The sequence below is a fragment of the Luteibacter sp. SVR4-7G genome, assembly GCF_056755555.1.
On record NZ_JBPGXO010000006.1, the window covers coordinates 67,075 to 87,037 of the forward strand.

12 protein-coding genes are annotated in these 19,963 nt (G+C 66.6%); 9 read left to right on the top strand and 3 right to left on the bottom strand.

Features of this window, described 5'->3' with window-relative positions; translation table 11 throughout:
• Window positions 1-66: 66 nt before the first annotated feature.
• Window positions 67-1,227, top strand: coding sequence for an acyl-CoA dehydrogenase family protein (locus ACR9ZH_RS03890; protein WP_481289439.1), 1,161 nt, complete (start codon window positions 67-69; stop codon window positions 1,225-1,227).
• 306 nt (window positions 1,228-1,533) lie between these two features.
• Complete coding sequence (locus ACR9ZH_RS03895) at window positions 1,534-1,917, top strand: VOC family protein (protein WP_481289440.1); 384 nt, start codon at window positions 1,534-1,536, stop codon at window positions 1,915-1,917.
• A gap of 266 nt (window positions 1,918-2,183) precedes the next feature.
• Here the strand turns inward: ACR9ZH_RS03895 and ACR9ZH_RS03900 are convergent, their stop codons facing one another.
• On the bottom strand, window positions 2,184-5,507 hold the full coding sequence (locus tag ACR9ZH_RS03900; RefSeq protein ID WP_481289441.1) for a multidrug efflux RND transporter permease subunit: 3,324 nt from the start codon (window positions 5,505-5,507) through the stop codon (window positions 2,184-2,186).
• A 12-nt stretch (window positions 5,508-5,519) separates the two neighbouring features.
• Complete coding sequence (locus ACR9ZH_RS03905; RefSeq protein ID WP_481289442.1) at window positions 5,520-6,746, bottom strand: efflux RND transporter periplasmic adaptor subunit; 1,227 nt, start codon at window positions 6,744-6,746, stop codon at window positions 5,520-5,522.
• Between the two features lie 447 nt (window positions 6,747-7,193).
• Between ACR9ZH_RS03905 and ACR9ZH_RS03910 the strand changes: the two genes are divergently transcribed.
• The 3 genes from ACR9ZH_RS03910 (at window position 7,194) to ACR9ZH_RS03920 (ending at window position 14,042) form a co-directional block, all read left to right on the top strand.
• Window positions 7,194-12,113: an NAD-glutamate dehydrogenase gene (locus tag ACR9ZH_RS03910; protein WP_481289443.1), complete on the top strand. Its 4,920-nt coding sequence runs from the start codon at window positions 7,194-7,196 to the stop codon at window positions 12,111-12,113.
• Window positions 12,114-12,264: 151 nt separating this feature from the next.
• Window positions 12,265-13,023, top strand: coding sequence for an NAD kinase (locus ACR9ZH_RS03915; protein ID WP_481289444.1), 759 nt, complete (start codon window positions 12,265-12,267; stop codon window positions 13,021-13,023).
• Window positions 13,020-14,042: a 5'-nucleotidase gene (locus tag ACR9ZH_RS03920; RefSeq protein WP_481289445.1), complete on the top strand. Its 1,023-nt coding sequence runs from the start codon at window positions 13,020-13,022 to the stop codon at window positions 14,040-14,042. Before ACR9ZH_RS03915 ends, ACR9ZH_RS03920 begins: the two co-directional genes overlap by 4 nt.
• A 175-nt stretch (window positions 14,043-14,217) precedes the next feature.
• Here the strand turns inward: ACR9ZH_RS03920 and ACR9ZH_RS03925 are convergent, their stop codons facing one another.
• Window positions 14,218-15,093, bottom strand: coding sequence for a DMT family transporter (locus ACR9ZH_RS03925; protein ID WP_481289446.1), 876 nt, complete (start codon window positions 15,091-15,093; stop codon window positions 14,218-14,220).
• A 134-nt stretch (window positions 15,094-15,227) separates the two neighbouring features.
• On the opposite strand from ACR9ZH_RS03925, the gene ACR9ZH_RS03930 reads away from it, so the two are divergent.
• The 4 genes from ACR9ZH_RS03930 to ACR9ZH_RS03945 are packed head-to-tail and all read left to right on the top strand — an operon-like array spanning window position 15,228 to window position 19,878.
• Window positions 15,228-16,397, top strand: a complete 1,170-nt coding sequence (locus tag ACR9ZH_RS03930; protein WP_481289447.1) for an acyl-CoA dehydrogenase family protein — start codon at window positions 15,228-15,230, stop codon at window positions 16,395-16,397.
• Window positions 16,398-16,404: 7 nt separating this feature from the next.
• Window positions 16,405-16,944 carry a GNAT family N-acetyltransferase gene (locus ACR9ZH_RS03935; protein ID WP_481289448.1) on the top strand — a complete coding sequence of 180 codons (540 nt, stop codon included), beginning with the start codon at window positions 16,405-16,407 and terminating at the stop codon, window positions 16,942-16,944.
• 23 nt (window positions 16,945-16,967) lie between these two features.
• Complete coding sequence (locus ACR9ZH_RS03940) at window positions 16,968-17,591, top strand: glutathione S-transferase family protein (RefSeq protein ID WP_481289449.1); 624 nt, start codon at window positions 16,968-16,970, stop codon at window positions 17,589-17,591.
• 25 nt (window positions 17,592-17,616) lie between these two features.
• Complete coding sequence (locus tag ACR9ZH_RS03945) at window positions 17,617-19,878, top strand: thiamine pyrophosphate-dependent enzyme (protein ID WP_481289450.1); 2,262 nt, start codon at window positions 17,617-17,619, stop codon at window positions 19,876-19,878.
• Window positions 19,879-19,963 lie beyond the last annotated feature (85 nt).

The following is a 19,963-nucleotide window of genomic DNA, read 5'->3' on the forward strand; positions in this document are numbered from 1 at the left end:
TTAGAATGGAGGGCTTGTCTCCACCCCAAGACTGCCGCCCGTCAAGGTCGGCCAGAGGAACCCCCCATGGATTTCCGCTTTACCGACGACCAGATGTCGATCCAGTCCATCGCGCGCGATTTCGCCCAGAAGCGCATCGCGCCCGTGGCTGCTGAATTCGACGCCAAGGGCGAGTTTCCCCTGGAGAACATCCAGGAAATGGGCCAGCTCGGCCTGATGGGCATCGAAGTGCCGGAAGAGTACGGTGGCGCCGGCATGGACCCGGTGGCCTACGTGCTGGCGATGGTCGAGATCGCGGCCGCCGACGCGGCCACGTCCACCATCATGTCGGTGAACAATTCGCTGTTCTGCAACGGCATCCTGAAGAACGGCACGGAAGAGCAGAAGCAGACCTTCGTGCGCGCCATCGCATCGGGTGAAGCCATCGGCGCCTATGCGCTCACCGAGCCGCAGTCGGGCTCCGACGCCTCGAACATGCACACCCGCGCGGTGAAGAACGCCGACGGCGACTGGGTCATCAACGGCAAGAAGAGCTGGATCACCTCAGGCCCGGTCGCCCGTTACATCGTGCTGTTCGCGGTGACCACGCCCGGGATCGGTGCCCGCGGGGTCTCCGCGTTCATCATCGATACGAAGCGCGAAGGCTTCCTCGCCGGCAAGACCGAACCCAAGCTCGGCATCCGCGCCTCGGCCACCTGCGAGATCGAATTCCACGACTACGTATGCCCGAAGGAAAACATGCTAGGCGAGGAAGGCAAGGGCTTCGCCATCGCCATGGGCGTGCTCGACGCCGGCCGCATCGGCATCGCGTCGCAAGCCGTGGGTATTGCCCGCGCGGCCTATGAAGCCACGCTGCAATGGTCGCGAGACCGCAAGGCCTTCGGCCAGCCGATCGGCACCTTCCAGATGACCCAGGCCAAGATCGCCGACATGAAGTGCAAGCTGGACGCAGCCCTGCTGCTGACGCTGCGCGCGGCGTGGACGAAGGGCCAGGTCGAGAAGACCGGCGGCCGCTTCGGCACCGAGGCCTCGATGGCCAAGCTGGTCGCATCGGAAGCGGCGATGTGGATCACCCACCAGGCGGTGCAGATCCACGGCGGCATGGGCTACTCGAAGGAAATGCCGCTGGAGCGCTACTTCCGTGATGCGAAGATCACCGAAATCTACGAAGGCACCAGCGAGATCCAGCGCCTGGTGATCGCCCGCGCGGAAACCGGCCTGCGCTGAGCTCGTGAGCGGGAGCGGCGTTGTGTGGGAGAGATCCTATGTTCTCCTGCAAGCCGGGCTTTGTGTGGGAGCAACTGTCGTTCGTGGGAGCCGTGTTTTGTGTGGGAGCCGCTTCAGCGGCGATGGGTGCTCGCGGTAAGCGTGCCCGCTGCCGCGGGATTGCCGGCATAGCCGGCTCCCACAGGCTCCCCTCAGGCCCCACAGGCACAGGCTCCCCACAGACTCCCCTCAAGCCCCATAAGCCCCCCACAGGCTCCGCGAGCTACGTTAAGCTCCGTGGGCACAGCCTTGCCTGGGGAGTTCCACATGATCGACCACACCGGCGTCACCGTCAGCGATTTCGAACGCAGCAAGCAGTTCTACCAGGCGGCGCTCGGCGCCATCGGGTATGAGCTGCTGGCGATCTTTCCGGCATCGACCACCGGACGCACCGATGTCGCCGGCTTCGGCGAGGATGGCAAGGCGGATTTCTGGATCTACAAGGGCGAGCCGAACCGGCCGCCCGTGCACGTGGCCTTCCGCGTCACGTCGCAGCAACTCGTCCGCGCGTTCCACGAAGCGGCCCTGGCCGCGGGTGGTCGCGATAACGGTCCGCCTGGACCGCGCTCGCATTACGCCGCGGGTTATTACGGTGCCTTCGTACTCGACCCGGACGGACACAACATCGAGGCGGTCTATCACGCGCCTTGAAGGCGCGGCTTCGACGCCTCGCCGTCGCTACCCGTGGCGCCGGAAGCCTGGTGGCTTTCGCTGCGTGCTTGGGAAAACGTTCGGGGCGTGCGTGCAGGTTTTCGCGAAAAGCTGTCGCGCGCGAGGCGCGCTCCTACGGGGACGCGCGCTGGTTTTCGAACGGAGGAAGCTGCTGGGCCGCAATGGGGCAGCGCGGTTGCGAAAACGACGTCGATCGCTGCGGTACCAAGAGCAAAAAAAAGCCCGGCTTTCGCCGGGCTTTTTCGTTATGGACGGTCGGTGCCGCGCCGTGGATCCGAATCGAAGGCTCGCACGTCGCCGATGTTCGGGGCGTGGGGGCCGACGTTCGTCGGCGGGTTGCCGCCGTGGGGGCCGCTGCCGCCATCGTCCGGTCCGTGGCCATCGCCGTCGTGGGCGTGACGGATGTTATGCGACGCCTCGTCCAGCTTGTCGCCCAGCATGCGGCGCACCGACACGTAGAACACCGGGATCAGCAGTAGGCCCAGGAACGTGGCGAACAGCATGCCGCCGATGACGCCCGTGCCGATCGCGTGGCGGGAGTTCGCACCCGCGCCGGTGGAGATCGCGAGCGGGAACACACCCAGGATGAACGCCAGCGAGGTCATCAGGATGGGGCGCAGTCGCAGGCGGGCCGCCTCGATCACGCCTTCGCGCAGGGTCTTGCCAGCCTCCTGCTGCTCCACCGCGAATTCCACGATCAGGATCGCGTTTTTTGCCGCGAGACCGATGACGGTGATCATGCCGATCTTGAAGTAGATGTCGTTCGGCAGGCCACGCAGCATCGAGAACACCACCGTGCCCAGGATGCCCAGCGGTACCACCAGCAGCACCGAGACCGGGATGGACCAGCTCTCGTACAGGGCGGAGAGGCAGAGGAACACGATCACGACCGACAAGGCCAGCAGCATCGTCGACGAATTGCCCGAGAGGATTTCCTGGTACGACTGGCCGGTCCAGTCGTAGCCGAAGCCCTTGGGCAGCTTGTCGTTGACGATACCTTCCACGATCTGCATCGCCTGGCCGGTGGAGTAACCCGGCGCCTGGTTACCGACGATTTCTACCGCCGAATAGCCGTTGTAGCGGTTGAGCGTCGGGGCCGCCATGGTCCACTTCGAGTCCACCACGGTGGACAGCGGGATCATCGCGTTGTCCACGGAGGATGTGGTGCTGGCGACATTCGAACCGTCCGTCGAGGTATCCGTTGAGGCGCTCGCGAGGGTGCTCGGCGTGAAGATGTGCGAGAACGCGTCCGTGCTCATGCGGTATGGCGCATCCGCCTGCAGCATCACGCGCTTGACGCGACCCTCGTAGGAGAAGTCATTGACATACACCGGCGCCAGCGTGAGCTGGATGGCGGTATAGATGTCACTGACCGAGAGGCCCATCGTCTGCGCCTGGGTACGATCCACGTGCAGCTGCAGGAGCGGCGCGTCTTCCAGGGTGTTCGGACGCACGCCCACCAGCGCGGAGTTCTGCGCGGCGGCACCCAGCAGCATGTTGCGCGCCTGGGTCAGCTGGTCGCGCGACTGGCCGGCTCGGGCCTGCAGGTACATGTCGATACCGCCGAACTGCGAGAGGCCGCGGATCGTCGGCAGGTTCACCACGAAGATGGTGGCGTCGCGCACGGCCTGCATCTTGCCGTTCGCCTGCTGGATGAACTCCGTGGCGGTGAGGTCGCGGTCGCCCCAGTCCTTCAGGCGAATGAAGGTCATGCCCACGTTCTCGCCCTGGCCGACGAAGCTGAAGCCCGAGATCTGGAAGATGCCGTCCACCGACGGATCCTTCAGCAGGATCGCGCGCTGGTCGGCCATCACCTTCTCGGTGCGGGCAAGGCTGGAGCCGGGCGGCAGCTGCACGATGGCCAGCGCATAACCCTGGTCCTCGTCCGGCACGAAGCTGGTCGGCAGGCGGGCAAAGAGGAAGCCGCAGAGGACCGCGATGAGCACGAACACGACCATCCAGCGCGGGGCATGGCGCACCGCACCGCCGATGTGGCCGGAGTAGGTGTGCGTGACCCAGTCGAACAGCTGGTTGAACTTGCGGTAGACGACGTTCTTCTTGTGCGCGTGTTCGTGGCGGAGAATCGTCGCGCACAGGGCCGGCGTGAAGCTCAGCGCCAGGAAGGCGGAGAAGCCCATCGAGACCGCGATCGTCAGCGCGAACTGCTTGTAGATGATGCCCGAGGCGCCCGGCTGCAGCGCGGAAGGCACGAACACGGCCGTGAGCACCACCGTGATCGCGATGACGGCGCCGGTGATCTGGCCCATGGCCTTGCGCGTGGCTTCCTTGGGCGACAGTCCCTCCTCGGACATGATGCGCTCGACGTTCTCGATCACCACGATGGCGTCGTCCACGACGATGCCGATCGCGAGCACCATGCCGAACAAGGTCAGCTGGTTGATCGTGAAGCCCAGCGGCGACAGGCCCAGGAAGGTACCGAGCAGGGCTACCGGGATGACCAGGGTCGGGATGATGGTGGCGCGGATGTTCTGCAGGAACAGCAACATCACGAGGAAGACCAGGATGATCGCCTCGACCAGCGTATGCACCACTTCCTCGATGGAGATGGTCACGAACTTGGTGGTGTCGTACGGCGCGAACCAGGTCACGCCGTCCGGGAAGCTCTTGGCCAGCTCGTCCATCTTCGCGCGCACGGCATTCGCCACGTCCAGCGCGTTCGCGCCGGGCAGCAGCTGCACGCCGAACGAGCCCGTGGGGGTGCCGTTCCATTGCGCGTTGAAGCCGTAGTTCTGCGGGCCGAGTTCGACGCGGGCGACGTCCTTCAGGCGCACCACGGTGCCGTCGTTGTTGGCGCGGAGGATGATGTCGGAGAACTGCTCAGGCGTGGTGAAGCGGCCTTCTGCCGACACCGTGGCGCTGAATCCCTGGCCCTTCACGGCGGGATCGGTACCGATCGAACCGGCGGCGAACTGCACGTTCTGCGTGCTGAGCGCGTTACGCAGGTCGGTGGCCGAGAGGCCGTAGCCGCGCAGCTTGTCCGGATTCAGCCAGACGCGCATCGCGTACTCCGCACCCAGCTGGCGCGTGTTGCCCACGCCCGGGATACGCGCGATCTGGTCGAGCACCTGCGACGACACGATGTCGGTCAGGCGGTCGCCGTCGATCGCCGGATTCGACGAGGTCAGCGCGATGAACATCAGGAAGTCGGGGTTGGACTTGGCCACCACGACGCCCTGCTGGGTCACTTCCGAGGGCAGGCGCGGCGTCGCCAGGGCCACCTTGTTCTGCACCTGCACCTGGGCGATGTCGGGATCGGTGCCGGATTCGAAGGTGAGCGTGACCTGGGCGGTACCGCTGGAACTCGACGACGAACTGAAATACAGCAGGTGGTCGATACCCGTCAGCTGCTGCTCGATGACCTGGGTCACGGTCTTTTCGGTCGTGTCCGCGCTGGCACCCGGGTAGGTCGCCGAGACGACGACCTGCGGCGGGGCGATGTTCGGATACGACTCGATACCCATGTTGAGCAGGGCGATCGTGCCGCACAGGCTGATCAGGATCGCCACCACCCACGCGAAGATGGGGCGGTCGATGAAGAAACTCGGCATGTCGAAACTCCCTTACTGCTTGCCGGCGGGGGCGGCCGCGGGGCCGCCTGCCGTCGCGCCAGCAGGAGCCGCCTGGGCGGGAGACGCCTTCACGGGCGAGTTCTCCTTCGCCTTGGGCAGGCCCTGGACGATGATCTGGTCACCCGGCTTCAAGCCGCTCGTGACCACCCAGTTGGCGCCGCTGATGCGATCGGCCTTGATCGGACGGCGGACGGCGGCGGAGGGTACGGTGGTGTCGGCGCCGGTCTTCGGGTCTTTGGCGTGGCCTTCGCCGACGACCATCACATAGGCGTCGTTGGCGTCGCGCAGCACCGCAGCCTGCGGCACGAGGAACACGTTGTGCAGGTCGCCGAGGGTGGCCTTCACCGTCACGAACTGGCCGGGGAGCAGGCGCTGGGCCGGATTGTTCAGCAGGGCACGCAAGTTCACCGTGCCGGTCTGCGGATTCACGGTGGCCGAGGAGAAATCGAGCACGCCTTCCTCACCGTAGTCGGAACCGTCGGGGAGCTGGATGCGCACGATGGCCTTGTCGGTGGGCGACAAGGTGGCGGCACCGGCGGCCGCGGCGCGGCGCATGGTGTCGAGGTCGGACACCGACACGCTGAAGTTCACGTACAGCTTGTCGATCTGGTCGACCCGGGTGAGCAGGGTGGTTTCGCCTTGTCCGACCAGGGCGCCCTCGGTCACCTGCTGCTGGCCGGCGCGGCCGTCGATCGGCGAGACCACGTCGGTGAAGCCGAGATTGATGCGGGCGGATTCGACATTGGCCTCGGCCTGCTTCACAGCGGCATTGGCCGTGCGCTCGTTGGCCTCGGCCGTGTCGAGGTCCTGCCGGGACACGTAGTTCTTGCCGACCAGGCTGCGCGCGCGATCGGCCTGGGCCTTGGCGTTGGCGGCCGAGGCACGGGTCGAGACGAGGTTGGCGAGCTGGGCGTCCAGTTCGGCCTTGAGCGGCTGCGGATCGATCTGGAACAGCTTCTGGCCGGCCTTCACGTCACTGCCTTCCTCATACAGGCGATGCAGCAGGATGCCGGGGACGCGGGCACGCACGTCGGCGGTACGGTAGGCGGAGAGGCGGCCGACTTGATCCTGGACGAGCGGAGCGTCCTGCGGCTGCACCGTGATGACGCCGACTTCCGGCGGAGGCGGCTGCTGCGGAGCTTCCTGCTTATGGCAGGCGGCTAGCGCCGCGGCGAGGCCGAGGGCCAGCAGGGACGAGCGCAGGGGCAGGGGAGTCATGAGAACTTCGTTCCTTTTCCAGGTTTCTTGTTCGTTGGCGCTGCCGCACCTGGGAGGATGCCGCTCGCGTGCATGGATAGAGTTACCGTGTGCCTAGCCCACCCGTCCCGTGCCTTATGGCCTCTTGCGTGTGCTTAAAGGACGCCCGTGACGCTGCCTTGATGCCCAGCGCCGCCGTGTGCTGATTCGACACGTAAGTATACCGTCCAGTTTAGAATCTCTGGTGCACTATCGTCAACGGGGCGTTTACCTCTTTGCCTGCGAATTGTTGCGATGCACATGCTGCCGTTATCCGTTAGTGCCGACTCAATTCGTGCGCGCGCCGGTATCGATGCGGCGACGCAGTGAAAAAACGCCAACCGCTCAATGGCAGCGGTGTGGCTACATGACACCGCGGAGAGCTATGCTTTGACGGATTTCCGTCCTCCCCACATCGATAATCCGCCCATGAATGCGATCCGCGCTGCCGAGAACGGCCCGTTTCACGCCGTTGTCTTCGATGAACTGAAAAAGCTGGACTACCCCGCGGAGCGCCTCAACGAGGCGCGCTTTTTTATCGAGGCCTTCTTCGAGCGGATCGCCCCCGCCGACCACGCGCTGCACGCGCCCGAGCGCTGGGCCGCGCTGATCGCCGACCTGCTCGGCTTCGTGCGCGAGCGTATCCCCGGGAAAGCCAAAGTGCGTGTCTACAACCCCGGGGTTTCCGGCAGCCGGGCGGTCGTGGAAGTCGTCACCGACGACATGCCCTTCCTCGTGGACACCGTGTCCATGGTCGCCGCCGCGCATGCCGACATCCACGCGATCATCCATCCGGTGGTACCGGTGGTGCGTTCCCCGTCCGGCGTCCTCGACTCGATGGGTTCGGGCGAGCGGACCGAATCGGTGATGCGCTTCGAGATCGACCGCATCGACGACACCGAGCTCGAGACGCTGAAGGCGAACGTCGAAGCCGCCCTCGTCGACGTGCGCGAAGCGGTGGACGACTGGCGCGCGATGCGCAGCAAAATGGTGGAGATCGCGGACGAACTCGGCAAGCGCTCCCTGCCGTATACCGCCGAGGAAGTGGGCGAGGCCAGCGAATTCCTGCGTTGGGTCGCAGACGACCACTTCACCTTCATGGGTTACCGGGAATACGAAGTGGCCGCCGATGCCGGCGACCAGGTGCTGAAGGCCGTGGAAGGCTCGGGCCTCGGCATCCTGCGCGGCGCGGAGCGCTCGGTGGCGCCGCGTTCGTTGCGCACCCTGGTGGCGAGCGAACTGCCGCGTTCCGGTGCCACCGACGCCATCATCCTCACCAAGACCAATGCCCGGTCGCCGATCCACCGCCCGGGCTACATGGATTACGTGGGCGTGCTCAAGTTCGACGAGCAGGGCCGGCCCACCGCCGAACAGCGCTTCCTGGGCCTGTTCTCCTCGAATGCTTACATGTCCCACCCGCAGCACGTGCCCCTGGTGCGCGACAAGTGCGAAGCGGTGATGAACCGCTCGGGCCTGAAGCGCGACTCGCATTCGGGCAAGGCGCTGCGCCACATCCTCGACACGCTGCCGCGCGACGAACTCTTCCAGTGCAGCACCGACGAGCTTTTCGCCCTCTCGATGGGCCTCCTCGAGCTGGCCCAGCGCACGCGGACGCGGCTGTTCATCCGTCGCGACAGCTACGGCCGGTTCTTCTCCTGCCTGGTCTACGTCCCGCGCGACCGCTTCAACACCAGCGTGCGCGAGCGCGTGGAGAACGTGTTGCGCGAAGCCTTCCACGGCGAGCACGTCGATTCGGCGGTGCTGATGGGCGAGGCCGCCCTGGTCCGCCTGCACGTCGTGGTGCGTCCGCGTATCGGCGACCATCCGGTGTACGACGCCGCGGCGATCGAAGCGCAGATCGTATCGATCGCGCGCAACTGGCACGACGAGCTGCGCGACCGCCTGATCGAACTCGTTGGGGAACAGCAGGGCATCATTCTTGCCAACCGCTACGGCAAGGCCTTGCCCGCCGGCTACGTGGACGAGGTGTCGCCTGAAATCGCCGCCGCTGACGTGCGCGCGCTGGCCGGCCTCGATGGCCCGGACGCCATCAGCATGTCGTTCTACCATCCGCCGCACCGCCCGGAGGAACTGCGCTTCAAGGTCTACCGTTCTGGTTCCGACATCGCGCTGTCCGAGGTAATGCCGCAGCTCGAGAACCTCGGCCTGCGCGTGCTGACGGAGCACATGTACGAGGTGAAGCTCGGCGAGGGCCACCTGTTCGTGCAGGACTTCGAAGTGCAGCCGGTGGGCCGCCTCGTGTTCGAGGTGGAGCAGGTCGGCAAGATCTTCGAGGACGCCTTCGAGCACATCTGGCGCGGCGCGGCCGAGAACGACGGCTTCAACCGCCTCGTCCTCGGCGCGAAGCTGGGCTGGCGCCAGGTCGCGGTGCTGCGCAGCTACTGCAAGTACCTTCTGCAAACCGGCGTGGCGTTCTCGCAGGCGTACATGGAAGACGCACTGAACCGTTACCCGGCCATCGCCGGCCTGATCATCGAACTGTTCAACGCGCGCTTCGATCCGCGCCGCGAAAGCCTCGACGGCGCCGAGCGCGAGCGTGCCGAGAGCATGCTCTCGCACGAGATGCACGCGCTGATGGACGCGGAGACGCTCGCCGCTCAGCCTGGCCTCATCGGCAACCTGGTCGCTTCGCTGGGCAGCTCGCGCGCCGAGCAGGTCGCGGCCGTGGAAGAAGCCATCAACGCGCTGCTCGACAACGTGTCCAGCCTGGACGAAGACCGCATCCTGCGCAGCTTCATCTCGCTCGTGCACGCAACGCTGCGCACGAACTTCTTCCAGGCCTGGGACGGCGCGTTCCGCCCGTACCTCAGCTTCAAGTTCGATTCGCACCGCGTGCCGGACCTGGCCAAGCCGGTGCCGTTCCGCGAGATCTTCGTCTACGCCCCGCGGGTGGAAGGCATCCACCTGCGCTTCGGTTCGGTGGCCCGTGGCGGCCTGCGCTGGTCCGACCGCCGCGAGGATTTCCGCACGGAAGTGCTGGGCCTCGTGAAGGCGCAGATGGTGAAGAACACCGTCATCGTGCCGGTTGGTTCGAAGGGCGGCTTCTTCGTGAAGCGTCCGCCGCTGGGCGGCGACCGCGACGCGCAGCTGGCCGAGGGCATCGCCTGCTATCGCATGTTCATCAACGGCCTGCTGGACATCACCGACAACCTCGTCGAGGGCAAGGTGGTTCCGCCGCATGACGTCGTGCGCCATGACGAGGACGACCCGTACCTCGTGGTCGCGGCGGACAAGGGCACGGCCACGTTCTCCGACATCGCCAATGCCATCTCGACCGAACATGGCTTCTGGCTCGACGACGCCTTCGCCTCGGGCGGTTCCTATGGCTACGACCACAAGGGCATGGGCATCACGGCGAAGGGCGCCTGGGAATCGGTCAAACGCCATTTCCGCGCGCTGGGCCGGGATTGCCAGACCCAGGACTTCACCGTCGTGGGCGTCGGCGACATGTCCGGCGACGTGTTCGGCAACGGCATGCTGCTGTCCGAGCACATCCGCCTGCTGGCCGCGTTCGACCACCGCCACATCTTCCTCGACCCCAATCCCGACGCGGCGAAGTCGTTCGCCGAGCGCCAGCGCATGTTCGCGCTGCCGCGCTCTTCGTGGGACGACTACGACAAGTCGCTGATCTCGGCGGGCGGAGGCGTGTATCCGCGCAGCGCGAAGTCGATTCCTGTATCTCCGGAAGTACGTGCTGCGCTGGGCATCCGTGCCGACGTGACCCACATGGCGCCGAGCGATCTGCTCTCGGCGATCCTGAAGGCACCGGTCGACCTGCTCTGGAACGGTGGCATCGGCACCTACGTGAAGGCCACCAGCGAAACCCATGCCGACGTCGGTGACCGTGCCAACAACGCGCTGCGCGTCAACGGCAACGAACTGCGCTGCAAGGTGGTGGGGGAGGGCGGCAATCTCGGCATGACCCAGAAGGGCCGCATCGAGGCAGCCCAGGCCGGCGTGCTGCTGAACACCGACTTCATCGACAACTCCGCGGGCGTCGACACCTCCGACCACGAGGTGAACATCAAGATCCTGCTCAACGACGCCGTGCAGCGCGGTGAGCTCAGCTTCGAAGAGCGCAACCGCCAGCTGGCGGAGATGACCGACGAAGTGGCCCGCCTCGTGCTTTGGGACAACTACCGCCAGAACCAGGCCATCACGATGATGGAGCACCAGTCGGTGCGCCGCCTGGGCTCGATGGCCCACTTCATCGGCACGCTGGAAGCCGAAGGCCTGCTCGACCGCCAGGTGGAGTCGCTGCCGACAGCCGCCGAGCTGGCCGAGCGCAAGCTGCGCGGCCAGGGCATGACGCGTCCGGAACTGTCGGTGCTGCTTTCCTACGACAAGATCCGCCTGTTCCAGCAGCTGCTGGAATCGGACGTGCCGGAAGATCCGTACTTGTCGCGCGAGCTGGTGCGCTACTTCCCCGTGCCGCTGCACGAGAAATATGCCGGGCACATGCAGCGCCATCGCTTGAAGCGGGAGATCATCGCCACCGCGGTGACGAACTCGACGATCAACCGCATGGGCGCCACCTTCATGATGCGCATGCAGGAAGACACCGGCCAGGGTCCGGCGTCCATCGCCAAGGCCTATACGGCGGCGCGCGAGATCCTGGACGCCCGCGACCTCTGGGCCGAGATCGAGGCACTGGACGGCAAGGTGGCCGAAGACACGCAGATCGACGCGATCCTGCAGATCTGGTCACTGCTGCGTCACCTCACCCGCTGGCTGCTCAATCGTCCGGGCGGTTCGCTGGACATCGCCGCCAACGTGCACCGCTACGCGAGCGAGGTCACGGTGCTGCGCGAGGCATTGCCGGACGCCCTCACCGACACGGGGCGCGGCGACTTCGCCGCCAGCCAGGAGAAGTGGGAAGGCCTTGGCGTGCCGAATGCCCTGGCCGTCCGCCTGGCGCGGATTCCCGTGCTGCGCGCGGCGCTGGACATGGTCGAGGTGTCGAAACAGAGCGGCAAGTCCATCGCCACCGTGGCCACGGTGTTCTACGAACTGGCCGAAGCGCTGGACCTCGACTGGCTGCGTGGGCAGATCGAAGCCCTGCCGGTGGAAGGCGCGTGGCACGCGCAAGCCCGCGGTTCGCTGCTGGACGAACTCAACGCCCAGCATCGCGCCCTCGCCCTGCAGGTACTTGGCGTTGCCGGCGACCGTACCGACGTCAGCCCGGTCAAGGTCTGGCTGGATCGCGACGACGCCACGCTGAAGTACACCCGCGCGATGCTTGCGGAAATCCTCACCCAGAACGCGGACTACCCGATCGCCTCGGTCGCCGTCCGCCGCCTGGCCCAGCTGGCGCAGATCCCGGTGTGACGGCGAACATGTAGGAGCGCGCCTGCGCGCGACATCTTTTGAGGCCCTGTCCCGGAACTGGCGCGCGAGCCTGGGGACTGCGGCGAAAAGATGTCGCGCGCGGGGCGCGCTCCTACTAAGCTCGGGGTTGGACCCGGAAGCCCGAAGCCCCATGCGCCTAGCCTTCGTCGCCAGCGAAACCGAAGTCGCCCAACGCGCCCGTGCCGCCCTGATCAAGCGCTACGCCGGCGTGGAGCCGGGCGAAGCCGACATCATCGTGTCGCTGGGTGGCGACGGCTTCATGCTGCGCACCCTGCACGCGCACCGGACCCTCGGCGTACCGTTCTACGGCATGAAGCTGGGACGGCTCGGCTTCCTGATGAACCAGCACGAGCTGGCCCACCTCCCTGAGCGCATCGAGAAGGCGCACCCGGCCGTGCTGCATCCATTGGAAATGCACTGCACCTGCTGCGACGCCTCGGAACACCGCGCACTCGCCTTCAACGAGGTGGCGCTCCTGCGCCAGAGCAACCAGGCCGCCCACCTGCAGGTTCGCCTCAACGGCGAGGTGAAGCTCGACGAGCTCGTCTGCGACGGCATCCTCGTCTGCACGCCCGCCGGCTCCACCGCCTACAACCTGTCCGCGCACGGGCCGATCCTGCCCCTGGACGCCAACGTGCTGGCGCTCACCCCGATCAGCCCGTTCCGTCCCCGCCGCTGGCGTGGCGCCATCCTTCCGCATGCCACCCGGGTGGGTTTCGACACGAGGGACACGAACAAGCGGCCGATCAGCGCCACCGCCGACTTCCACGAGGTTCGCGACGTGCGCACGGTCGAGATCCGGCAGTCGCGCCGGAACGCCGTGCGCCTCCTGTTCGATCCCGAGCACAACCTGCAGCAACGTATCCTCGATGAGCAGTTCGCCCCATGACCGGTCCCGACGACAAGCAACACGTTCCGGGCGGTTCCGACCCGAACCGCAGCACCGCTGCCGCCCCCGATGCGGGAAGCGCGCTGGCACACGAACGCCCCGCCCCGAGTGCGCACGCGGCCTCATCGGTGAGCGACAACCGCCTCGTCGTGGCGATTTCCTCCCGCGCACTGTTCGACATGGGCGACAGCCACGAGTTGTTCGAGCGCGAAGGGCTGGACGCCTATCGTGCTTACCAGATCGAACACGAAGACGAACTGCTGAAACCGGGCGTGGCGTTCCCGCTGGTGCAGAAGCTGCTGGGTCTGAACGCGCTGTCCGGCGACGTGCCGGCCGTGGAAGTGATCCTGCTATCCCGCAACTCGGGCGATACGGGACTGCGCATCTTCAATGCGATCCAGCATTACAAGCTCGGCATTTCGCGCGCCGCGTTTACCAGCGGGGCACCCACCTCCGATTACATCGCGCCTTTCCGCGCGGACCTGTTCCTCTCCGCCAACGCTGAGGACGTGGGCCGCGCGTTGCGCGCGGGCGTCGCCGCGGCGACGATCCTCCCTTCCACGGCGCCGCAGCGTTCGAGCGAACAGCTGCGCATCGCCTTCGACGGCGACGCGGTGATCTTCGGCGACGAGGGCGAACGGGTCTCGAAAGAGCAGGGTCTGGACGCCTTTCACCGCAACGAGAGCGAGCGTTGGGCGGAGCCCCTGTCGGGCGGGCCCTTCCGTGGTTTCCTCGCCGCCTTGCACCGCCTGCAGGCCGCGTTCCCCGCGGAAACTTCGCCGATCCGCACCGCGCTGGTCACGGCGCGTTCCGCGCCGGCGCACAAGCGCGTGATCCTCACGCTGCGCCGCTGGGGCGTGCGCATCGACGAAGCCTTGTTCCTCGGCGGCCGCGACAAGGGCCCGTTCCTCGATGCCTTCGGCGCCGACATCTTCTTCGACGATTCCCCGGCGAACGTGGAATCGGCACGCAAGCACGTGGCGACCGGCCACGTCCCGCACGGCGTCTCGAATTCGTAAGAGCGACTGTAGGAGCGCGCCTGCGCGCGACATGTTTTGGGGCCATGCCCCGGAGCTGGCGCATGAACCTCATGACCGTGGCGAAAATCTGTCGCGCGCAGGCGCGCTCCTACACAGTCACCGCCAGTGACGCCAATGTGGCCGCCCCCAAGGTGGGGGCAGACGGTAGTCACCGTCAGACGATATTCGTCCAGCGCCACCATTGGGTCTTTTTCTCTTCGCGCACGAAGGTGAAGAGTCCCGCGCCGAGGATCATCGCGATGCCCACGAACATCGGCCAGTCCAGGTGGTCGTGGAACAGCAGGTAGCCGAACAGGATCGCCCATAGCATCTGGCTGTACTGCGTGGGCGCGACGCGGTTGGCGGGCGCATGCTGGGTCGCCAGCATCAGCAGCACGGCGCCGGCCGCGGCGAACAGTCCGTAACCCAGCAGCAGGAACCACTGATGCGCGTCTGGCCAGGCGAAGTGCGGCAGCATCATGATGAAGCCCGCCACCATCGGCCCCACGACACCGGCGCCGTAAAGGGTGATGCGTTTTTCCGTCGCCCCGGCCATGCGCAGCGCCACGATCGACAAGGCGCCGGCCAGGCCGCACACGATCGCGGCCACATGTCCCGTGCCCAGGTGACGGAAGCCCGGCCGCAGCACGACCAGTACACCCAGGAAGCCCACGATCACGGCCGACCAGCGCCGCCAGCCCACGTGCTCGCGCAGGAAGACCACCGAGAGGATGGTCACGAAGATGGGCAGGAGGAAGATCAGCGAAAACGCCTCGGCCATCGGCAGAGCCGTGAAGGCCATCACTGCGGTCACGTTGCCGATGGCGCCGGCCGTGGCCCGGAGTAGCCAGAGCCCCGGCATCTTCGACACCACCACCTCGCTCCAGCGGTCGCCCGGTTTCTTGAGGAAGGGCAGGGCGGCCATGGCCAGGATGGCGCCGAAGAAGACGGCCTCGTAGGCCGGCAGGCTGCCTTCGAGCGATTTCACGAAGGCGTCGCTCCACGCATAGGCCGCGTAGCAGGCGAAGCCCAGGAGTACGCCTTTGAACATGGTAAGGATCCGGCGGGCAGGAGACCCCATTATGTGGCCAGCCCGGTGTGCGGATTGTTGCGGCCCGCCATGACCGTGCCCGGACCCATGGCTACAATCGGGGGTTTCCGGCTGCCCAAAGCAAGAGTCCCCGCATGGCCCATCGTCTCGACCCGCTCGATCTCTACGACGTCCGTTCGCTGCTCACCGACGAGGAGCGCGCCGTGCAGGACGCCGTCGGCCGTTTCGTCGACGAAAAGGTCCTGCCGATCATCGGCGATGCCTTCGACCAGGGCCGCTTTCCCTCCGAACTGGTGCCCGAGATCGCCTCGCTCGGCCTGCTCGGCGCCACGCTGCCCGAGGAATACGGCTGCGCCGGCATGAATGGCGTGAGCTACGGCCTGATCTGCCAGGAGCTGGAACGTGGCGATTCCGGCCTGCGCAGCTTCGCTTCGGTGCAGAGCTCGCTGTGCATGTATCCGATCTTCGCCTACGGCTCGGAACAGCAGAAGCGCGAATACCTGCCGAAGATGGCCGCGGGCGAGATCATCGGCTGTTTCGGCCTCACCGAGCCGCACGGCGGCTCCGATCCGGCGAACATGAAGACCGTCGCGCGCAAGGACGGCGGCGACTGGGTGATCAACGGCGCCAAGATGTGGATCACCAACGGCAACCTCGCCCACATCGCCATCGTCTGGGCGCAGACCGATGACGGCATCCAGGGTTTCATCGTCCCGACATCGACGAAGGGCTTCGCCGCGCAGGAAGTGCACAAGAAGATGAGCCTGCGCGCCTCGGTTACCTCCGCGCTGTTCTTCGACGACGTGCGCGTGCCGGACAGCGCGCGCCTGCCGAACGTGAAGGGCCTGAAGGGTCCGCTGGGCTGCCTCAACCAGGCGCGTTACGGCATCACCTGGGGCCCCATCGGCGCAGCGCAGGCGTGCCTCAGGGAAGTGCTCGACTACACCGCGCAGCGCGTATTGTTCGGCCGCCCCCTCGCGGCCAACCAGGCGGTGCAGCTGAAGCTGGCCGACATGGCCCGTCGCATCACCACCGCGCAGCTGCTGTCGCTGCAGCTCGGCCGGCTCAAGGATGCCGGCCGGCTGCAGCCGACCCAGGTGTCACTGGCCAAGTGGAACAACGTGCGCATGGCCCTGGACATCGCGCGCGAGTGCCGCGACGTCCTCGGCGGCGCCGGCATCACCACGGAGCATTCGGCGATCCGCCACGCACTGAACCTGGAATCGGTCATTACCTACGAAGGCACCGAGACCGTCCACCAGCTGGTGGTCGGCCGCGAGCTTACCGGCATCAACGCATTCTGAGGTCCGCATGCACGGCCTGCGCATCGAGACGGACCGGCTGATCCTGCGGCCCACGGCGGCGGACGATTTCGACGCCTGGGCCGAGTGCATGGCCGACCCGGAAGTGAACCGGTTCCTCGGCGGGCCGCAGCCCCGAGCGATCGCCTGGCGCAACTTCATGACCATGGCGGGCTGCTGGAGCCTCCAGGGCTTCGGGATGTTCTCCGTGATCGAGCGATCCAGCGGCCGCTGGGTGGGCCGTCTGGGCCCCTGGCATCCCGAGGGATGGCCGGGGCACGAGATCGGCTGGGGCCTGTTGCGGGAGACCTGGGGCAAGGGCTATGCCACCGAGGGTGCCGCTGCCTCCATGGACTGGGCCTTCGACACGCTCGGCTGGACCGAGGTCATCCACTCCATCAGCCCTGAGAACCACGCATCCATCGGTGTCGCCAGGAAGCTCGGCTCGACCCTGTTGGGGCCGGGCAAGCTCCCGGCGCCGTTCGAGGACGACGTGGTCGATTTATGGGGGCAGACGCGCGAGCAATGGTTCGCCCGCCGTCGCCGTTGATTCCTCCCATGCGAGCAACCGCCTTGAACGCTACCGTATCCACCGGGCCCACCATCTACGGCTGGCGCCCTTCCGGCAACTGCTACAAGTTGCAGCTCCTCCTGGACATGCTCGGCCGCCCGTACCGGTGGATCGACACGGTGACCACCGAGGGCGCCACGCGCACGCCCGAATTCCTCGCGTTGAATCCGAACGGCAAGGTGCCCTTGCTCGTGCTGGAGGATGGGCGGCGCCTCGCCGAATCCAACGCGATCCTCTGCTACCTCGCGGAAGGCACGGATTACCTGCCGCGCGATGCGTGGGAGCGGGCGCGCACGCTGCAATGGCTGTTCTTCGAACAGTACAGCCATGAACCCTATATCGCGGTGGCGCGCTTCGTCTGCCGCTGGCTGCCCGAGGACCATGAGCGCCGTGCCGAGTTGCCTCGCCTTCGCGAGCGGGGCGCCACGGCGCTGGACGTGATGGAACGCCATCTCGCCCAGGAGCCCTGGTTCAGCGGCGGCGTCTTCGGCGTCGCGGACATCGCGCTCTTCGCGTATACCCATTGCGCTTCCGAGGCTGGTTTCGACCTCGGCCGCTGGCCGCAGGTCGGCGCATGGCTGGAGCGTGTCCGCGCCCAGCCCGGTTTCACCCCGATGGTCGCCTGATTCCCTCCTTCCCGCCGAGCTCTCCATGTCCGTTCCGCAACCCATCGCCGCCCGTCACAAGGGCTTCAACCGCGCCGAGATCGTCGACCAGAACTTCGTCGAGTTCGTGCAGTCGTGGCAAGGGGACGTCGCGCGCGCGCCGCGCGACGACGAACCCGTGCTGCCGGGCAGCGCGCTTGACGCGCGGGGTTTCCGCGAACTGCTGGAGTCGCAGCTGATCAGCCGCCACCTCGACCTGATGGCGCGCGTGCTGCGCGTGCAGAACAAGGTGTTCTACACCATCGGCTCGTCGGGACACGAAGGCAACGCCATGGTGGCGCGGCTGACCCGGCACACCGATCCGGCGTTCCTGCATTACCGCAGCGGCGGATTCATGGCGGAACGTTTCCGCAAGCTGCCCGGGATGGATCCGGTCATGGATTCCGCGCTTTCGTTCGCCGCGAGCAGCGAGGATCCTGCCTCGGGTGGCCGGCACAAGGTATGGGGAAGCAAGCCGCTGTGGGTGCTGCCGCAGACCTCCACCATCGCTTCGCACCTGCCCAAGGCGCTCGGCACGGCCATCGCGATCGAGCAGGCCGGCCGCATCGGGCACGCCCTGCCGGTACCCGGCGACGCCATCGCGATCTGCTCTTTCGGCGACGCGTCCTCCAACCACGCGACGGCACAGACGGCCTTCAACGCGGCCGCCTGGACGGCTTACCAGAAGCTGCCGGCACCCGTGCTCTTCGTATGCGAGGACAACGGTATCGGCATTTCGGTGAAGACGCCGAGCGGATGGGTGGCTAACAACTTCCGCCATCGTCCCGGCCTCGATTATTTCTATGCCGATGGCCTGGACCTCGCCGGCGGCTATGCCGACGTGCAGCGTGCGGTCGAACATTGCCGCAGCACGCGGCGGCCGACCTTCCTGCACCTCGGCACCACTCGCATCATGGGCCACGCCGGCACGGACTTCGAGATCGAATGGCGTTCGGTGGAGGAACTGGTGGCGCTGGAAGCCACCGATCCGCTGCTGCGTAGTGCCGGCATCGCGCTCGCCTCGGGACTCTACGACCGCGACGCGCTGTTGGACCTGTACGAGGCCACGCGCAAGCGTTGCTTCGAGGCGGCGGAAGAGGCCGATCGCCGGCCCCGGCTCACCCGCCTCGAGGACGTGATGGCACCGCTGGCGCCGTATTCGCCGGATGCCGTTCGCAGCGAAGCCACCCGTGTCGCGGAGGCCGCCGAGCGCGAGCGTGTGTTCGGCGGCACGGACAAGCTGCCGGAGAAGCAGCCGCCCCGGCACCTGGCGATTCAGATCGGCCAGGCGCTGCACGATCTGATGGCCAAGTATCCGGAGAGCCTGCTGTTCGGCGAAGACGTGGCCCAGAAGGGCGGCGTGTATACGGTGACGAAGGGCCTGCACAAGGCCTTCCGCAATGCGCGCGTGTTCAACACGCTGCTCGACGAAACGATGATCCTGGGTCTCGCGCAGGGCTACGCGAACATGGGCATGCTGCCTCTGCCCGAGATCCAGTACCTCGCGTATTTCCACAATGCCTGCGACCAGATCCGTGGCGAGGCCGCCTCGTTGCAGTTCTTCTCGAACGGGCAATACCGCAACCCGATGCTGATGCGCGTGGCATCGCTGGGCTACCAGCGCGGCTTCGGCGGCCATTTCCACAATGACAATTCGATCGCCGCACTACGCGACATCCCCGGCCTCGTGGTCGGCTGTCCGAGCCGCGGCGACGACGCTGCCACGATGCTGCGCACGATGGCCGCCCTGGCCAAGGTGGACGGTCGCGTCACCGCCTTCCTGGAGCCGATCGCCCTGTACATGACCAAGGACCTGTACGAAGCGGGCGACGGCCAGTGGCAGTTTGCCTATCCGGCACCGGACGAAGCGATGCCGTTCGGGGAAGGCCGTGTGTATGACGAGGCCGCCGGCGACCTCGTGATCTTCACCTTCGGCAACGGCGTCCCGATGAGCTTGCGTGCCGCCCGGCGCATCGAAACCGAGCGCGGCTGGAAGGTGCGCGTGGTGGACCTGCGCTGGCTGGTCCCGCTCAACGACGCCTTCATCGCGAGGCAGGCCGCCAGTGCAAAGCGCATCCTGGTAGTGGACGAAGGCCGCAAGAGCGCGGGCGTGGGCGAGGGCGTGATCACGGCCATCGTCGAAGCCGGCCTGGGCCACCTTCCGCTTCGGCGCGTGGTCGGTGCAGACACGTTCACGCCCCTGGCGGGCGCGGCGTTCCTGGTCCTGCCCGGCGATGACGACATCGTGGCCGCCGCAGCCGAACTGTAGGAGCGCGCCCTGCGCGCGCGACACCTTTTGGGGCCGCGAGCAACAGGGCCTGCTGCTTCTCGCGAAAAGCTGTCGCGCGTAAGAC